We start from the raw sequence: 18444 nt of genomic DNA on the forward strand, positions 1-18444 counted from the left end.
AAAAGTAATTTTGCATGAATCTAAAATAAAAGTAAAATATGTCAACTTACGTAGTTGTAGGTCTTCAATATGGAGATGAAGGTAAAGGAAAAATCACGGATGTTTTATCGGCAAAATCAGATTACGTTGTACGTTTCCAAGGAGGAGACAACGCGGGTCACACGGTTTATGTAGGTGAAGAGAAATTCGTTTTGCACCTTCTTCCATCGGGAGTTCTTCAGTGCAAAGGGAAGTGTATCATTGCGAACGGAGTAGTGGTAAATCCTAAATCTTTCATTAAGGAGGTGAATCAGATCGAAAGCAAAGGCTTGAAAACTGACCACATTTTCATCAGCAGAAGAGCGCATGTCATCATGCCTTACCACATTCTTTTGGATACTTACCGTGAAGAAGAGCACGGAGGAACGCAGATCGGAACGACGAAAAAAGGGATCGGACCTTGCTATGAAGACAAAATTGCAAGAGTAGGGATCAGAATGATCGACCTTCTGAATCCTGAAATTTTAAGAGACAAAATCGAGAAAAACTTAAAAATTAAGAATTCTCTTTTTGAAAAATATTACGGAAAACCGACATTAGACGTTGAGGAAATTTACAACGAATATTTAGAAATAGGAAAACAGCTTCAGGACAGAATCGTAGATACAGAACTGGAATTAAACGAGGCGATCAGAGATGGTAAAAATGTTTTATTCGAAGGAGCGCAGGCTTTGATGCTTGATATCGACTTCGGAACCTATCCATACGTAACTTCATCTTCTCCATCAACTGGTGGGGTTTGTACAGGAGCAGGTGTTCCGCCAACTTCCCTTCAAAACTTAATCGGTGTTGCAAAAGCATACTGTACAAGAGTTGGAAACGGACCTTTCCCATCAGAATTAGACAACGAATTAGGAGAAAGCATCAGACAAATTGGAGGAGAATTCGGAGCGACTACGGGTAGACCAAGAAGAACAGGTTGGTTAGATCTTGTTTCTTTGAAGCATGCTTGTATGATCAATGGGATCAATAATCTTGTTATTACAAAATTAGACGTTCTTACAGGAATTGAAAACCTGAAAGTGGTTACTCATTACAAAACTGAAGACGGAAAAATCATCGATTATTTCACTTCTTCAACAGAAAAATTATACAACTACGAACCAATCTACCAAGATCTACCGGGTTGGAAAGAAGACATAACAAAAGCAAGAAGCTATGACGAACTTCCTGATACAGCTCAGAAATATATCGAGTTTATCGAGAAATATTTAGGAATCAATGTGTACTTAGTATCTGTTGGTCCTGAAAGAAGCCAGAACATCATCAGAAAAGAATTATTCTAAAATAATTTCAGATATTTTAAAATCCCGCTTAAAGCGGGATTTTTTTGTTTTTATATTTATCTGTGGCATAGTTAAATTTTAAATATTGTATTGTTTATTTTGTTTTTGTGATATTTTGATAAATTTTTGGCAAATATTTTGATAGATGTTTTGTGTTAAATTATCAGTGGTTGAAAAACTGATAATTTTATTTTTTTTAACAGTTTAAATTTTTAGTGATGAAACACCTACACCAAAATCAAGAATTTCGTTTTAATGAAGTTTTATTTGAGCACCGTAATAAGGAGTACGGCGCCTATGTTTTAAGAAATGAATCAGACAGAACATTAACAAAAGCACTTTTTGTAGGTGTGAGTTTATTGGCTGCAGTTTCTATTACGCCATTTGTGATTAATGCTTTTAATACTGAAAGTTCAGTACATACTCCTATAGATGGCCCACCTGTAGTTATTAAATTGGATAGAGTTGATCGGCCAGATACACCGCCGGTGAAAATTGAGCCTGTAAAACCAACCACTCCTCCTAATGTAAAAACTTACGATTCAAGAGTTGTTGAACCTAAGAGGGATGCAGTTGAAGTTGAGAAAAAGAAAATACCGGATGATGCAGTGGCAGGATTGACCACTAATTTAAAAGCGGATCCTGCTCCAACAAATACATATGTTCCTCCAACGACTATCCCTACTAGTGGTACTGGTCCTGTAGCTCCATATGTAAAACCGGAGGCTCCTAAAGTTGATAAAAGTAAAATTGAAACAGAGCTAAGTGCAGAAGCGAATTTTAGTGGAGGAATAGAAGCTTTCAGAAATAAAGTAATGAATAATTTCGACGGATCGGGATTTGAATCCGGTGACGTTATGAGAACTACAATTACTTTTATTGTAGAAATTGATGGAACCATTTCAGGAATTAAGGCGAATGGTACGAATGCCGATTTTAATAATGAAGCCATTAGAACCATAAAAGCTATTTCAGCAAAAGGAAAATGGACACCCGGAAAAAATAAACAGGGAGAATCTGTAAGAAGTGCTTTCAAATTTCCGATATCCATGAAGTTTGATAATTAATCAACTGAAAATAAATCATAACACTTATCCACAAAGAATTTTTTTTGTGGATAATTTTTTTTTTATTGCTAAAAAGCTTATTAACAATATTTTAACTCTATTTTTGATTTTGTGACTCGCCCAGAGCAAAGAAAAAAGTGTATTTTTGAATCTTAAAGTTCTAAGAATGGCAAAAATCATAGGTATCGCTAATCAAAAAGGAGGTGTTGGAAAGACTACAACCGCAGTGAATTTAGCAGCAGCATTAGGGGTATTGGAAAAGAAAATATTAATCATTGATGCTGATCCTCAGGCAAATGCTACCTCAGGTTTAGGGGTTGATGATGTTCAGTATTCTACTTACAATTTATTGGAGCATAGTGTGGATACAAGAAGTTGTATCAAGCAGACAGCAACTCCGAATCTGGATATTGTGCCCTCTCATATTGACCTGGTAGCGGCTGAAATTGAGTTGGTAGACAAAGACAACCGTGAATATATGCTGAAAAAAGCATTAGAAAGCGTGAGAAATGACTACGATTATATCATTATCGATTGCGCTCCGAGTTTAGGTCTTATCACCGTGAATGCACTTACAGCAGCAGATTCTGTAATTATCCCGATTCAGTGTGAATATTTTGCATTAGAAGGATTAGGTAAATTATTGAATACCATTAAAAATGTTCAGAAAATCCATAATAAAGATTTAGATATCGAAGGGCTTCTTTTGACAATGTACGACAGCAGATTGAGACTGTCCAACCAGGTGGTGGAAGAAGTAAATTCCCACTTCCCTGAAATGGTATTTGAGACCATCATTAGCCGAAATGTAAGATTGAGCGAAGCTCCGAGTTTTGGAGAGAGTATTTTGAACTATGATGCTGAAAGTAAAGGAGCTGTTCAGTACATCCAGCTTGCAGAAGAGGTTTTGCTGAAGAACGAAAAATTAGTAAAGAATTAAAAGCAAATAGCCAAAAAAGCTAAAAGCAAATATGAAGGATAAAAAAAGAGCGATGGGACGCGGTTTAGGTGCTATTCTTAGTGCTGAATCCAAAGCGACAATTAATTCTGCTACCGATGTAGGAGCAGATAAATTTGTAGGGAATATTGTAGAAGTATCCCTGGAAGATATTTATCCGAACCCGACCCAGCCAAGAACTTATTTTGATGAAAAAGCCTTAAATGAACTTGCTCAGTCTATTAAGAACTTAGGCGTTATTCAGCCTGTTACTTTAAGAAAAGACGGAGAAAGATTCGAAATTATATCCGGGGAAAGACGTTTCAGAGCAAGTAAAATTGCCGGTCTTACCAGTATTCCTGCCTATATTCGTCTGGTAAATGATCAGGAGCTTCTGGAAATGGCTCTTGTAGAGAATATCCAGAGAGAAGATCTGGATGCCATCGAAATTGCACTTACTTATCACAGACTTTTAGAAGAAATTGGTTTAACACAGGAAAACCTTAGCCAGAGAGTAGGAAAGGACAGAAGTACCATTACCAACTCTATACGACTTTTAAGATTAAGTCCGGATATCCAGAACGCGATCAGAAGCGGAGAGATTTCAGCAGGACACGGTAGAGCAATCATCAGCTTAGAAAGTGAAGAACATCAGCAGATTTTATTTGATTTAATTATTAAAGAACAGTTGAATGTTCGTCAGGCAGAGCAGGCTGCAACGGCATTGAAAAATCCAAAATCACCAGCTGCCAAAAGAGCAAAAACAGAGCTTTCCAATAATTACAAGAGGGTTCAGAAAACAATATCTGATATATTAGATGTAAAAGTGGAGATCAAAACCTCCGGAAATGGTAAAAAAGGTAAAATTGTTCTTGATTTCAAAAATGAAGATGAGCTTGAATATATTTTATCCCATATAAAATAAATGAAGAAAATATTTTTCACATTTTTTCTGTGTCTGTTCGCAATAGCTTATTCACAAGTAATCCCTAATGATACCATTAAGGTAGACTCTGCTGTGAGTAAGGAAAAGCCAGTGGCACAGCCTAAAAAACTTCTTAAATCGGAATCGAAGATTGTAGAAGATTTAGAAAATGCAAACGGACCTACCAGAAAAACAATGAAGCTGAATCCTACCAGAGCAGGTTTGTATTCTGCGGTATTACCCGGATTAGGCCAGTTTTATAATAAAAAATACTGGAAGATTCCTATCGTATGGGGCGCTGTAGGAACCGGAGTGGGGATCGCAATCTGGAATGACAATCAGTATAAAAAATACCGTGGATATTATCTGGATAAATTGAATGGGAGGCCCAATGATTTTTTAAAAGACAAACCTTTCTTGGATAAAATTGCCTTGGGAAATGCACAGGACAGGGCAAAAAGGCAAAGAGATTACGCTATCGCCATTTCAGGATTGATTTATATTCTGAATATTGTAGATGCAGTCGTAGACTCTCATCTTTATGAAAGCCGTCACGATCCTGATCTTTCTTTTGTACCTACCGTCATTCAGGATCAATATGGAATTACCCCTCCTAAAACGGGGCTGAGTTTAAGTTATAGATTTTAATACATTATACGTGATTTTCCAATTCGGTATAATTAAAACAATAAAAGCATATGAGAATAGCATTAGTTGGATATGGTAAAATGGGTAAGATTATCGATGAAATCGCTCAGAAAAGAGGTCATGAAGTTGTCGCCCGCCTAAAAGAAACTCCAACTGCTGAAAATCTTAACCATCCGGATGTTGTTATTGAATTTTCACTTCCTGAAGTGGCATTTGAAAATGTAAAAGCATGTCTTGAAAATAACGTTCCGGTCATCTGCGGTACAACAGGATGGCTGGAGAAAAAATCTGAAATCGAGAAAATTGCTGTTGAAAACAATACGGCTTTTTTATACGGATCCAATTTTAGTTTAGGAGTAAATTTATTTTTTGCTTTGAATGAGAAATTGGCAGATCTGATGAAAAATGTAGATGAATACTCATGTCAACTGGAAGAAATTCACCACATTCATAAAAAAGATGCACCAAGCGGAACGGCGATTTCAATTGCAGAAGGTATTTTCAAGCACAACAAAAAGTTTGATGCCTGGAAATTGGATGAGACAAAAGATAATCAGTTAGGTATTTTTGCAATTCGCGAAGATGAGGTTCCCGGAACTCACAGTGTTTTTTACAGAAGCGAAGTAGATGAAATCGAGATCAAGCATACTGCTTTCAATAGAAACGGTTTTGCACTGGGAGCTGTAGTGGCTGCAGAATGGATTAAAGATAAAAAAGGAAATTTTGAAATGAAAGACGTTTTAGGTCTTTAGTTTTGTAACAAAATCCTTACATTGTAAACTAATTAGTAGTAAATGATTGATGGATAAAATAACCATTGCTCGTTACAGATTACTTAAATTATAGATTAGGCAAAAGAATTTTATGAATTACTTTTTAACGTACACAGTCTATGTTCTCATCTTATCTGTATTGATGGGAATTTCCACATGGAAGCTGTTTAAGAAAATGGGATATAGCCCTTTATTTGCTTTCATTCCGTTTTATAATTATTTCATCATTTTAAAAGAAACCAAACATCCTAAATGGTGGGCCGTTTTATCCTACTTACCCATTGTAGGGCCTATTATGATGTCTGTTTTCCATATTTATTTAATGAAGAAATTTGGAAAAACACTTTTCCAGCATCAGCTTCTTACAGTGATTCTTCCATTCATTTACATGGCAAGTGTTAACTATTCTAAAGACGCAGAAGTAGAAGATGAAAGTGCAAACGATCTATTCTTAACGGACGAAGAGAAAAATACAAAGAAAAAAGATACTTTTGTAGGATCTATTACTTTTGCGGTAGTTTTCGCTACGATTATCCACGTTTTTGTTACCCAGCCATTTGGAATTCCTACAGGATCTATGGAAAGAACACTTTTAGTAGGTGACTTCCTTTTCGTAAACAAATGGAGCTATGGATACAGACTTCCGATGCGTCCGGTTGCGATTCCTTTCTTACAGGGAACAATTATGGACACGGGAGAAAAAGGAAATCCTAAAGATGATCCAAAATCTTATGTGGATGCAGTAAAACTTCCTTATGAAAGAATTTTCCAATTCAATAAGCCTCAGAGAAATGATGTGGTAGTATTCAACTATCCTCAGGATTCTGTACACACAGCAATCGATAGAAAAGACCCTTATGTAAAAAGATGTGTGGCTGTTGCTGGAGATACTTTTGAAATGAGAGCAGGAAGACTTTTTGTAAACGGAAAGCCTGAAACGGTTTTAGGAGATCAGGAAGTTCAACATGCTTATACCGTAAACGCAGGATCTCAATTAGATATTCCTTCTTTATATAATACATACGGATTTTTGCCGGTAAGAGAAATACAGACTGAAAAAGGATTTATATATGCGTTTCAGGGATTGACAGATAAAACTGCTGCAGAAATAAAAACATTACCTAATGTGGTAAGTATGGAGGAAAGTATTTTCCCTAAAGATTCTGCTACGGTTTCCTATAAATTAAATGCAGATAAATCTGCTTATACTAAGAGCATTGATACGACACAATCTATTTTCCCAATTAATAAACCTTGGAATCAGGATTGGTACGGTCCTTTAAAAATTCCTAAGAAGGGAGATGTAGTGGCAATTAATAAAGAAACACTTCCAACATACAGATGGATTATTTCTGAATATGAACACAATAGTTTAGTGGAAAGAGATAATCAGATTTTCATCAATGGTCAGCCTGCAACTTCATATACCATCAAACAAGATTATTATATGATGATCGGGGACAACAGAGATGCTTCATTAGATGCCAGATTCTTTGGTTTCGTTCCGGAAGAAAATATTGTAGGAAAACCAATGTTTACATGGATGAGTGTTCAGGGTGTCTTTTCTGATGCAAGCTCAACGTATCAGGCTCCTAAAAAAATCCGTTGGGACAGAATGTTTAAGGCAACCAATACAGGAGAAGCGAATAAAACTTCATATTGGTGGATAGCCGCAATGATTCTTATTCTGTTCTTCGGTTGGGAATACTTTGTAAAACTATTCAGAAAGGATAAAAAAGAAGAAAATTTATAACGAAATAAAATAGAAAAAAATGAAGTATTTGAAAAAATACTTCATTTTTGCATTATGAATATGACGAATGTATTATTACCGGTATTTTATTTACCACCTATTTCATGGTTTTCAGTGTTATTAAATCCTGAAAATGAAATCGTATTTGAACAGTTTGAGAATTTCCCGAAACAGACCTATAGAAACAGAGCCAATATTTTCGGGGCAAACGGAAAATTATCTTTAATTATCCCGATCAATCATAACGGAAAAAGAGAACTGAAAGATATTGAAATCTCTTACAGGGAAGATTGGAGAGGCCTTCATTGGAAATCTATTAAAACAGCTTATCAGAGTTCCCCTTATTTCGAATTTTATGAAGATAAGCTAAAGAAAATATTTGACCTGAAGGAAAAAAATCTTTTAGATTTCAATTTAAAGGCTTTGGAAATTTTACAGAATATTCTAAAAACAGAAAAGGCATATTCTTTGAATACAGAGTATATCAAAAATCCTGAAGAGATTAATTTAAGAGAAAAATTTTCAGCGAAACAGCCTTCAGAATTTGAAATGGATGAATATTATCAGACATTTTCAGATAAACTGGGGTTTATACAGGATTTGTCAATTTTAGACCTTATTTGTAACAAAGGGCCTGAATCTTTGACTTATATAAGAAATATTAAACAATCATACTAAAAATGAAAAAGATATTATTAGCTGCTGTTTTTTTAACAGGTTTTAGCTTTACTTACGCTCAGGAAGCTAAAGGTAAGAATGTAGACCCAAAAGAAGATAAAGATTTAATGACTTGGTATCATAAAGATTTTTCTTCTGCCAAAGTATATGGTGTAAATACGGAGAATGCTTACAAATATTTGGAATCTAAAGGATTGAAGCCTAAAACGGTTGTAGTAGGAGTTCTAGACAGTGGAGTACAGGTAGATCATCCTGGTTTGGTAAAAAATATATGGTCTAATCCGAATGAAATTCCTAATAATGGAAAAGATGATGACGGAAACGGCTATATTGATGATGTTCATGGATGGAACTTTATCGGAGGAAAAAACGGCGATATCGACGTCGACAATATGGAGGTGACAAGAGTGGTAGCAAAATATAAACCTATCTTCGAGGGTGATGATTCTGCAAAGAACAAAGCAAATCAAGCTAAAATGCCTGAAGATTTTGCAATGTATATGAAGGCTAAAGACCTTTTCTCTAAAAAAAGTCTTGAAGCGAAACAAGGCTTTCAGACTTACACAATGATTAACGAAGCCATTCCTTCAATGGTAAAATTGTTAGGCGGGAAAAATGTTACTCCTGAAAATGTTGCAGCTATTAAAACAACGGATCAGAAAGAAGCTATGATTCTTCAGGTATTGAAGCAGGTAGCTGCAAGTCCTGAATTCCAAGGAAAAACTCCGGCTGAGTTCGAAAAAATAATGAAAGACCAGATGAAAGAAGCTCTGGATTATTTTGGACCTCAGGCAAAACAATACGACTTATCTTATGATCCTAGAAAAGAAATCGTAGGAGATAATTACGATGATTATTCTGAAAGAAATTACGGGAACAATCATTATGAAGGTCCTGATGCAATGCACGGTACTCACGTAGCGGGTATCATTGCAGGTCTTCCACAAGGAAAAGAAATTCAGTATGGAGTAGCTTCTAAAGTGGCAAAAATCATGTCCGTAAGAACAGTTCCAAACGGAGACGAAAGAGATAAAGACGTAGCCAACGCAATCAGATATGCGGTAGATAACGGAGCTAAAGTTTTAAATATGAGCTTTGGAAAACCGGTTTCTCCAGGTAAAACTGTAGTTTGGGATGCCTTTAAATATGCTGAGGATAAGGGAGTTCTTTTAGTAAAAGCTGCAGGTAACGAAAATGAAGACGTTGCTGAACATTTAGCATATCCTACCAATTTTAAAAATGTTACAGACGAAAAACCATTTGTAAACAATGTAATTGTAGTAGGAGCAAGTACCAATAAGAATGATGCTTTGAGAGCGGGTTTCTCTAACTACAACAAAAAAATGGTAAACGTTTTTGCTCCAGGTGATGAGATCTATTCTACAGTGCCTCATAATGAGTATAAATACCTTCAGGGAACTTCAATGGCTTCTCCTGTGGTAGCGGGTGCAGCAGCGGTTTTATTAGCGTATATGCCAAGTCTTACTCCGGCTCAGATTATTGAGTCTTTAGTTAAATCAAGTAATCCTAATACAACAGACGGGTTTGCAGACTTTTCTCAGGCAGGAGGGGTAATTGATGTGAAAAAAGCAGCTGAATATGCTTATACACATTTTTATAACGGTAAATCTGGTGAAGTGAAAAAAGCTACGAAATCTGTAAAAAAGACTGTTAAAAAATAATTAATCTTCGCTTTTTTATTAGCAATAGATATGAAGTCCGAAATTTTCGGACTTTTTTATTTTTATTTATTATTTTGGCACGGTTTTTTGTAACTTTATTATAACAAAATAATAAACAACAAAATGAAAAAGTTACTACTTGCAGGGATGTTGGGAACATCACTTTTTGCAGTGTCTTGTTCCTCAGTTAACAACGCTAAAACATCACAAAATCAAAGATCAGAGTTTCTTAAAATGAAAGGAGACTGGCAAATCGTAAGCATTGATTATGATAAAAAGTTCAAGATTAAACCTTTTGATGAAGGGGCAGACGCACAATGTTTTGTAGGAAGCCATTGGAGATTAATTCCGAACAATTGGTCAGGAGCCTATACTTTAAACGGCGGTGGATCTTGCCCGGCCATTACACAGCCTATCAAAATTGATGTGAAAAACGGCAATACTTTTGAGTTTAAGAAAATAGCTGACGGAACAAAAGCAAAGCAAAATACAGCAGGATATACTTTAACATTGATTAATCAGGCTACAGATCAATTCTCACTAGAACAAAACATTCCTTTTGACGGAGAAAACGTAAGAGTTGTTTACAATTTCCAGAGAACAGGAATGAAATAGTTTAACTTAAATATTAAAAAAATGAAATTTACAAAAACATATATCGGAGCTCTTTTTTTATCATCAGCTCTATTGCTTACAAGCTGTGAGGCTGTACAGAATTCTAATCATCAGCAAAGAGGTACCGCAGTAGGTGCTGCATCCGGAGCAATTATCGGTGGTATTTTAGGAAACAATGTAGGAAAAGGTAAAAATGCTGCATTAGGAGCTGTTTTAGGAGGAGTTATTGGTGGGGTTACTGGTAACGTAATCGGTAGTAAAATGGATAAACAGGCCAGAGAAATTAAAGAAACTTTACCTGGAGCACAGGTAGAAAGAGTGGGAGATGGTATTAAGGTTACTATGAATGAAAGTATCGTTAACTTTGCTTTTGACTCATCCAACCTTACATCTGTTGCACAAGCTAACTTGGATAAATTGGCTCAGGTATTGACTAATAACCCCGATACTAATATCAATATCTACGGACATACAGACAGCGTAGGTAAAGATGCTTACAACATGTCGCTTTCTCAAAGAAGAGCTGACGCTGTAAAAGCTTATTTAGTAGGAAAAGGAATTGCTTCAAACAGGATGTTTACAAAAGGTGAAGGTAAGACTATGCCTGTAGCATCAAACGATACCGAAGAGGGTAGAGCTAAAAACCGTAGAGTAGAATTTGCAATTACTGCAAATGAGAAAATGATTAACGAAGCTCAGCAAGGGCAGTAGTTGAAAAATTAAAACATAAATGTTGTAACAAAGAAACCGCTTCTGCGGTTTTTTTGTATTTTTATACCAATCAATTCTAAAATTTTTATTTTTGTAACTGAAACAGCATAAATGAAGAAATATTTAAAGCTACTTAGAGTAGAGCAGTGGGTGAAAAACCTGTTTGTATTTGTTCCCCTTTTTTTTTCAGGTAATATCCAGAATATGGATTTACTTACTAAAAGTATTTTCGCATTTATCATTTTTTCCTTGGCGGCCAGTACAGTGTATATCTTAAATGATTATAACGATATTGAGGCCGATAAAAAACATCCGGAAAAAAGAAGACGTCCTTTAGCAAGTGGCGCAATCTCTAAGGCAAAGGCGCTGGGAATTCTGGCGGGATTATTTATTACAGATGTTTTGCTTGTATTTGTTGCACAGATTTATTTTAATCAGGTATTATGGAAGTTTGCATTGATCATTCTGGCTTATCTTGGGATGAACCTGGCCTATACTTTTAAACTGAAACATGTTCCTATTGTAGATATCTGTATTATTGCTATTGGTTTTGTATTAAGAGTTTTGGCAGGAGGTTATATTACAGAAATAGAGATCTCTCAATGGGCGATTTTACTGACTTTTGTTCTGGCCTTAGTATTGGCAATCGGAAAAAGAAGAGGTGAACTTATCAATGCTCAGGTTTCCGGAAAAACGAGAAGAGCTTTAGATGGGTATAACGTGCAGTTTGCAGATGTTGCGTTATCAATTTCTATTGCTTTAGCTATTGTCTGTTATCTTATGTTTACCTTATCTCCTGAGATTCAGATGAAGTTGCATTCAGGTGTGTTTTATACTGTTATATTTGTGGTATTTGCCTTTTTAAGGTATTTACAGCAGACTTTAGTATACAACAGAACAGAATCGCCTACAAAAATTATTTATAGAGACAGATATATACAGGTAACTTTAATATTATGGGTTGCTGCATTTTTAATTTTAATTTACTTTAAAAAATGAAGCCGAATTTCGTACAAAAGGTTACAAACTGGGGGAATTTTCCCGTAGTGAAAAAAGAAATGAAATCTGATGATAGCTTTAAGAAAATCAAGGATTTTGTACTTACTCATAATGAAGTTATAGCAAGAGGAAACGGAAGATGTTATGGAGATGCTTCGTTGGGTGAAAATATTTTTTCAACAAAAAAATTAAATAAGTTCATCAGTTTTGACCGCTTGAATGGAATTATTGAATGCGAAGCGGGGGTTTTACTTTCAGAAGTATTAGAAATCTCTGTTCCGCAAGGATATTTTTTATATGTAACTCCAGGAACCAAGTTTGTTTCGGTCGGAGGAGCAATTGCTTCCGATGTTCACGGAAAGAATCATCATGCAGAAGGCTGCTTTTCAGAATATGTCATAGATTTTAAATTAATGATAGAAAATGGTGAAATCATTAATTGCTCCAGAGAGGAAAATATCGAAAGATTTTGGGCGACAATAGGAGGAATGGGACTTACCGGAATTATTCTTTCCGCTAAATTTAAACTTAAAAATATAGAATCTGCCTACATCCGTCAGGAAAGCATTAAAGCGGAAAACCTTGATGAGATCTTTACATTATTTGAAGAAAGTGAAAGCTGGACTTACAATGTAGCCTGGATTGATTGTTTACAGACAGGAAAGAATATCGGAAAAAGTATTTTAATGAGAGGGGAACATGCTTTTCCGCATGAACTTCCGCAAAACTTCAAAGAAAAACCTTTACGATTAAAGAAAAAATTTGAACCTTCTGTTCCTTTTTATTTTCCAGGGTTTGTTTTAAATAAGTTTACGGTTAAGATTTTTAACCTGTTATACTTCAAAAAACAATCTAAAAAAGAAGTAAAGAATATTATTGACTACGAAACCTTCTTTTATCCTTTAGATGTGGTGAGAGACTGGAATAAAATCTACGGTAAATCAGGATTTATCCAATATCAGATGGTTATTCCTAAGGAAAAAGGAAAAGAAGGAATGAAAAAAATTCTTGAAACGATTGCTAGAAGCGGGAATGGTTCGTTTCTGGCAGTTTTAAAGCTTTTTGGAAAAAATAATCCGGAAGCTTATAACTCTTTTCCGATGGAAGGCTATACTTTGGCACTGGATTTCAGAGTAAATTCAAAGCTTAAAGCCTTGGTTGGACAGCTTGACAACATTGTTCAGGAATTTGGAGGGAGAATTTATCTTACGAAAGACAGTATGAGCAAATCGTCTCTTACCAACTATCTTAAAAATATTCAGAATTCAAAATTTGTGTCTTTGCAGCATAAGAGAATCATAAATAATAATCAAGGCTCATGATCGTTTTAGGAAGTACGTCTGAAGTTGCACAGGCATTTGTAGAAAAAGCATTGCAGGAAGGTGAAAGGTTTGAGAAAGTTTATCTTTTTACCTCCAATAAAGAGACAACGGAGAGATTTGCCAGACACATTGATGTAAAGTTTCTGCAGCAGTCTGAAGTAATCGAATTGGATCTTACGAAAGAAATAGATTATAATATATTTGAAAATATCAATTCAACGTTATTATTTTGTGCGATAGGATATTTGGGCGAAGGAACAGAAGAGGGATTATATGACAATAAAAATACACAGAAGATCATAGAAATCAACTATTCAAAATTAATTCCTTTGATCAATTATTTTGCTCACAAATTTGAAAACAGAAGATCCGGAACAATTATAGGGCTTTCTTCTGTAGCAGGAGATCGGGGAAGACAGAGTAATTTTATCTATGGAAGCGCGAAAGCAGCTTTTACGGCTTATCTAAGTGGGCTTAGAAATTATCTTTTTGACAAAAAAGTGCATGTCATTACGATAAAACCAGGTTTTATGGCCACTAAAATGACAGAAGGATTACCTTTGAATCCGAAACTGACGGCCAGTCCGAGACAAGCTGCCGATTGTATTTATAAAGCATTTAAAAAACAAAAAAATGTTGCATACGTTTTGCCGGTTTGGGGCGTTATTATGATGATCATCAGGAATATTCCTGAATTTATATTTAAAAAATTAAAGCTATAATTGCATATGAAAAAATTGTATTGTTTTGATTTTGACGGAACACTTACCTATAAAGATACTATGTTTATGTATCTGAAGTTTTACAATCCTGCCAAATACCACATACAGTTTTTAAGACATGTGCCGCTTTTTATTCTGTTAAAGCTGAAATTGGCTCAAACCGAAAAGGTAAAGAAAAGCTTCATAGGATCAATTTTAAAAGGACAATCACAGGAAAAAATCGAAAAAAAATCCAAACAATTTTTTGAACGTCATTACCCTAAAATTGTCAGAGAAAATGCTTTGGATTTTATTAATAATATCGATAGGAATAATACACAAAGTTTATTGGTTACTGCTTCACTGGATATTTGGACAAAACCTTTTGCAGATGCATTCCAAATGCAGCTGATTTCTACCCGTGCAGAGTTTAAAAACGGTATTTTTACGGGAAATTTTATTGGTAAAAATTGCAACGGAAAAGAAAAGCTGGAAAGAATAAAAGAAGAAATAGACCATAAAAAATACGATAAAATAATAGCTTTTGGAGACACCTCCGGCGACAAGCCGATGCTAAAATGGGCGAATGAAGGACATTACCAATTTTTTCACTAATTTTGACACGTAAAAGTGTAACAATGAAAAAGCTGCTTATCCTATGTTGGGCTACCTTGATTGGCTGTACAAGTACACCATCTCAAAAGACTTCAGACATGCAGACACAACCGACAATTTTAGCTTCCGAGTCACAAGGTGGTAGCGGAAAAGTAGAATTTAGCATTATTAAAAATGAACAGGAATTTCAGAAAGCTCTGAAAGGAAATTCTGTTGTTGTAATAAGTGATGGCAGCGAATCTGGGGGGCAGACTCCGAAATTCCCGAAAGATAAAAAAGTAGTCCTTTATAATCTGGGAACGTTCAGATCTGGAGATCACAGAATTACTGAAATCAAGAAGATCTCAGTAAAGGAAAATGTTTTACATATAGAAGTACCTTATGTAGAACATGGAGGAATGGAAATACAGGTAATCTCTAATCCTTATGTGATTTTTACAGTTCCTTCCAACTATCAATTTAATGCTATAGAAATAAAATCTTCAAAATAAAAATGAACAAAATATATCTTGATAACGCTGCAACTACACCTCTTTCTGAAGAAGTGATCGATGCTATGGTAGCTACCATGAAAATGAATTTTGGAAACCCTTCCTCTACGCACAGTTTTGGGCAGGAAGCTAAAATTCTTATCGAAAATGTGAGAAGACAGGTTGCGGATTATCTTCATGTGACTCCTGCTGAGATTATTTTTACGTCTTGCGGAACTGAGTCTAACAACATGATTATCAAATCAAGTGTTGAACATCTTGGTGTAGAAAGAATCATCAGCTCCCCTTTAGAGCACAAATGTGTTTCTGAAAGTGTTTTAGATATGAAAAGCAGAAAGGGAGTTGAGGTAAACTACATTCGTCCGAATGAAAAAGGAGATATTGATCTTAATAAACTTGAAGAACTTTTAAAAGCATCAGACAAGAAAACATTGGTTACTTTAATGCATGCTAATAATGAGATCGGAAATTTGATGGATATTAAAAAAGTAGCAGAATTGTGTAAAGCTCACCATGCTCTTTTCCATTCAGATACGGTACAGACAATGGCTCATATGCATTTGGATTTCTCTGATATCCAGGTTGATTTTGCCTCTTGTAGCGCTCACAAATTCCATGGTCCGAAAGGAGTTGGTTTTGCTTTTATCAGAAAATCAAGCGGTTTAAAAGGAATCATTACAGGGGGGCCTCAGGAAAGAAGCTTAAGAGCCGGAACTGAAAATGTAGCCGGAATTGTAGGTTTAGGAAAAGCTTTGGAGCTTTCCTTGCAGAATATGGAAGCTTATACCAATCATATGCAGGATGTAAAAAGCTATGCGATAGAAAGACTTACAGAAGAAATTCCAGGGATTAAATTCAACGGAAGAAGTGCAGAGAAGGAAAACAGTCTTTACACCGTTTTAAGCGCTTTATTACCTTATAAAAACCCATTAATCGGTCTTCAGCTGGATATGAAAGGAATTGCTATTTCTCAAGGAAGTGCATGTTCTTCAGGAGCTTCAAAACCTTCAATGGTAATGATGATGGTTCTTTGTGAAGATGAAATGGATCATTGTACGCCTTTGCGTATCTCTTTTAGCCATTTAACAACTAAAGAAGATATTGATGCTTTGGCAACAGCTCTGAAAGAAATTTCGAAAGATTTCGTTATAGAAAATACAAATGTTGAGCATAGATAGGTCTATTGCTCAAAAAGCGTAATTTTGAATATCCAATTGAAAGGAAAAAGAAAAAATATTAATTAAAATAAAAGAAACAAAAATGGCTTTAGAAATTACAGATAGCTCATTTCAGGAAACGGTTTTAAAATCAGATAAGCCGGTATTAGTAGACTTTTGGGCTGTATGGTGTGGACCATGCAGAACTTTAGGACCAATCATCGAGGAAGTAGCAACTGACTTTGATGGAAAAGCAATCGTAGGAAAAGTAGACGTAGACAACAACCAGGAAATTTCTATGCAATATGGAATCAGAAATATCCCTACTGTTTTAATTTTCAAAAACGGTGAAGTGGTAGATAAATTGGTTGGTGTAGCTCCAAAAGAGGTAATCGCTGAAAAATTAAGTGCACACTTATAAAAAAATAAGTTTGATAATGAATGCCTTCCATTTTTGGAAGGCTTTTTTTTGAAAATAATTTGCTGGTAAGGAAAAAAGTTGTAGTTTTGCAATCACAAAAAAGAAACGAAGTTCTTTAGGAAAAATGATCCGGTAGTTCAGCTGGTTAGAATGCCGCCCTGTCACGGCGGAGGTCGCGGGTTCGAGTCCCGTCCGGATCGCAGAAGTTTTCTCAATTTCTTTAAAAAAAATTGATCCGGTAGTTCAGCTGGTTAGAATGCCGCCCTGTCACGGCGGAGGTCGCGGGTTCGAGTCCCGTCCGGATCGCAGAAGTTTTCTCAATTTCTTTAAAAAAAATTGATCCGGTAGTTCAGCTGGTTAGAATGCCGCCCTGTCACGGCGGAGGTCGCGGGTTCGAGTCCCGTCCGGATCGCAAAAAGCAGTAAAATTTATTTTACTGCTTTTTTTATGGTTAAAATTTTGATCTTAATATTAAGATGATACCGAATAACTAGATTTTTTAAGAGAATAATCCTTTAATTACCGATAATATTCCTTTTTGTTACAATCTTAAATTTTATGTAATGTATAGATTGCATTTGTTTGAATCACAGTCTATTTGTTTTTATTTTCAATATAATAAATTCCGAAATTCTTCTAACCTGGCAGAAATTTATAATCGTTAGACATTTGCAAATTTTCATATTTGTAATGATTAACCAATAAAATAAATATTATGTCTAAACACGATGTGAAAGGAAAAGTTGTTTTAATTGCCGGAGGTGGTAAAAACTTGGGAGGACTTTTAAGCAAAGATTTTGCTGCTAAAGGTGCAAAGCTGGCCATTCATTATAACAGCGAAAGTTCAAGAGAAGAAAGTGAAAAAACCTTGGCAGAAGTTCAAGCTTTAGGAGCTGAAGCTTTTTTGTTTCAGGGAGATCTTACAAAGGTTGAAAATATCACTAAATTTTTCGATGAGGCAAAAACCAAATTCGGAGGAATCGATATTGCAATCAATACTGTAGGTATGGTACTTAAAAAGCCCTTTACAGAAACTACAGAAAAGGAATATGATACGATGTCGGATATCAACTCTAAAGTAGCCTATTTCTTTTTACAGGAAGCGGGAAAAAAAGTAAACGATAGTGGAAGGATTTGTACGATTGTAACCTCACTTCTTGCGGCTTATACGGGATTGTATTCTACATACGCAGGGATGAAGGCTCCGGTAGAACATTTTACACGGGCTGCTTCCAAAGAATTTGGTGCAAAAGGAATTTCTGTTACAGCAGTGGCTCCTGGACCAATGGATACTCCGTTTTTCTATGGTCAGGAAGCTGAGGATGCAGTTGCTTATCATAAGTCTGCATCAGCATTAGGAGGTCTTACGGATATTAAAGATATTGCTCCTTTGGTAGAGTTTTTGGTAACTGATGGATGGTGGATTACCGGGCAGACTATTTTTGCAAACGGAGGTTATACTACCAGATAATATGCATTGATACAAACGTTTTATTTGATTGAGAATTGATTTTTCAATTCTCAATTTTTATTCGTTTTAAAATAATGGATTTGAGAATCTGTAATTTATGTTTATTATGCATGAAATCGGAGGTTAAAGTTTGTTAATAATGAAAAAAGCTAT

General features: G+C 35.4%; 19 protein-coding genes and 3 tRNA genes. All 22 read left to right on the top strand.

The window, feature by feature from the left end:
• Positions 1-38: 38 nt before the first annotated feature.
• The 22 genes from P0Y62_18550 to P0Y62_18655 all read left to right on the top strand — a co-directional run bounded on the left by P0Y62_18550 (position 39) and on the right by P0Y62_18655 (position 18291).
• Positions 39-1325, top strand: coding sequence for an adenylosuccinate synthase (locus tag P0Y62_18550; protein WEK69796.1), 1287 nt, complete (start codon positions 39-41; stop codon positions 1323-1325).
• A 218-nt stretch (positions 1326-1543) separates the two neighbouring features.
• Complete coding sequence (locus tag P0Y62_18555) at positions 1544-2392, top strand: energy transducer TonB (protein ID WEK69797.1); 849 nt, start codon at positions 1544-1546, stop codon at positions 2390-2392.
• A 166-nt stretch (positions 2393-2558) separates the two neighbouring features.
• Positions 2559-3332 (top strand): AAA family ATPase, encoded by a 774-nt coding sequence (locus P0Y62_18560; protein WEK69798.1) that lies wholly within the window; start codon positions 2559-2561, stop codon positions 3330-3332.
• Positions 3333-3363: 31 nt separating this feature from the next.
• Positions 3364-4254: a ParB/RepB/Spo0J family partition protein gene (locus P0Y62_18565; GenBank protein WEK69799.1), complete on the top strand. Its 891-nt coding sequence runs from the start codon at positions 3364-3366 to the stop codon at positions 4252-4254.
• Entirely contained in the window at positions 4255-4902 is a 648-nt protein-coding gene (locus P0Y62_18570) for a DUF5683 domain-containing protein (GenBank protein WEK69800.1), read from the top strand.
• 50 nt (positions 4903-4952) lie between these two features.
• A complete protein-coding gene (dapB, locus tag P0Y62_18575; GenBank protein WEK69801.1) occupies positions 4953-5654 on the top strand; it encodes a 4-hydroxy-tetrahydrodipicolinate reductase in 702 nt (233 codons plus the stop codon).
• A 112-nt stretch (positions 5655-5766) separates the two neighbouring features.
• Positions 5767-7428 carry a signal peptidase I gene (lepB, locus tag P0Y62_18580; GenBank protein ID WEK69802.1) on the top strand — a complete coding sequence of 554 codons (1662 nt, stop codon included), beginning with the start codon at positions 5767-5769 and terminating at the stop codon, positions 7426-7428.
• Between the two features lie 54 nt (positions 7429-7482).
• Positions 7483-8106, top strand: coding sequence for a WbqC family protein (locus P0Y62_18585; protein ID WEK69803.1), 624 nt, complete (start codon positions 7483-7485; stop codon positions 8104-8106).
• 2 nt (positions 8107-8108) lie between these two features.
• Positions 8109-9788 carry a S8 family serine peptidase gene (locus P0Y62_18590; GenBank protein WEK69804.1) on the top strand — a complete coding sequence of 560 codons (1680 nt, stop codon included), beginning with the start codon at positions 8109-8111 and terminating at the stop codon, positions 9786-9788.
• Between the two features lie 123 nt (positions 9789-9911).
• Positions 9912-10403, top strand: a complete 492-nt coding sequence (locus P0Y62_18595) for a hypothetical protein (GenBank protein WEK69805.1) — start codon at positions 9912-9914, stop codon at positions 10401-10403.
• A 21-nt stretch (positions 10404-10424) separates the two neighbouring features.
• Positions 10425-11114, top strand: coding sequence for an OmpA family protein (locus tag P0Y62_18600; GenBank protein WEK69806.1), 690 nt, complete (start codon positions 10425-10427; stop codon positions 11112-11114).
• A 111-nt stretch (positions 11115-11225) separates the two neighbouring features.
• Entirely contained in the window at positions 11226-12113 is an 888-nt protein-coding gene (locus P0Y62_18605; protein WEK69807.1) for a decaprenyl-phosphate phosphoribosyltransferase, read from the top strand.
• Positions 12110-13435, top strand: coding sequence for an FAD-binding oxidoreductase (locus tag P0Y62_18610; protein ID WEK69808.1), 1326 nt, complete (start codon positions 12110-12112; stop codon positions 13433-13435). The genes P0Y62_18605 and P0Y62_18610 overlap by 4 nt, the downstream gene beginning before the upstream one ends.
• On the top strand, positions 13432-14157 hold the full coding sequence (locus tag P0Y62_18615) for an SDR family NAD(P)-dependent oxidoreductase (GenBank protein ID WEK69809.1): 726 nt from the start codon (positions 13432-13434) through the stop codon (positions 14155-14157). The genes P0Y62_18610 and P0Y62_18615 overlap by 4 nt, the downstream gene beginning before the upstream one ends.
• A 6-nt stretch (positions 14158-14163) precedes the next feature.
• On the top strand, positions 14164-14751 hold the full coding sequence (locus P0Y62_18620) for an HAD family hydrolase (GenBank protein ID WEK69810.1): 588 nt from the start codon (positions 14164-14166) through the stop codon (positions 14749-14751).
• Positions 14752-14774: 23 nt separating this feature from the next.
• Positions 14775-15242 carry a hypothetical protein gene (locus tag P0Y62_18625; GenBank protein WEK69811.1) on the top strand — a complete coding sequence of 156 codons (468 nt, stop codon included), beginning with the start codon at positions 14775-14777 and terminating at the stop codon, positions 15240-15242.
• A 2-nt stretch (positions 15243-15244) separates the two neighbouring features.
• Positions 15245-16420 carry a cysteine desulfurase family protein gene (locus tag P0Y62_18630; GenBank protein ID WEK69812.1) on the top strand — a complete coding sequence of 392 codons (1176 nt, stop codon included), beginning with the start codon at positions 15245-15247 and terminating at the stop codon, positions 16418-16420.
• A gap of 82 nt (positions 16421-16502) precedes the next feature.
• Positions 16503-16820 carry a thioredoxin gene (trxA, locus tag P0Y62_18635; GenBank protein WEK69813.1) on the top strand — a complete coding sequence of 106 codons (318 nt, stop codon included), beginning with the start codon at positions 16503-16505 and terminating at the stop codon, positions 16818-16820.
• Between the two features lie 126 nt (positions 16821-16946).
• Positions 16947-17020: transfer RNA gene (locus tag P0Y62_18640), tRNA-Asp, on the top strand.
• A gap of 32 nt (positions 17021-17052) precedes the next feature.
• Positions 17053-17126: transfer RNA gene (locus P0Y62_18645), tRNA-Asp, on the top strand.
• Positions 17127-17158: 32 nt separating this feature from the next.
• Positions 17159-17232: transfer RNA gene (locus P0Y62_18650), tRNA-Asp, on the top strand.
• 303 nt (positions 17233-17535) lie between these two features.
• Positions 17536-18291, top strand: coding sequence for an SDR family oxidoreductase (locus tag P0Y62_18655; GenBank protein ID WEK69814.1), 756 nt, complete (start codon positions 17536-17538; stop codon positions 18289-18291).
• The last annotated feature ends 153 nt before the right edge of the window (positions 18292-18444 follow it).

It is taken from the genome of Candidatus Chryseobacterium colombiense (assembly GCA_029203185.1).
Lineage (GTDB): Bacteria > Bacteroidota > Bacteroidia > Flavobacteriales > Weeksellaceae > Chryseobacterium > Chryseobacterium colombiense.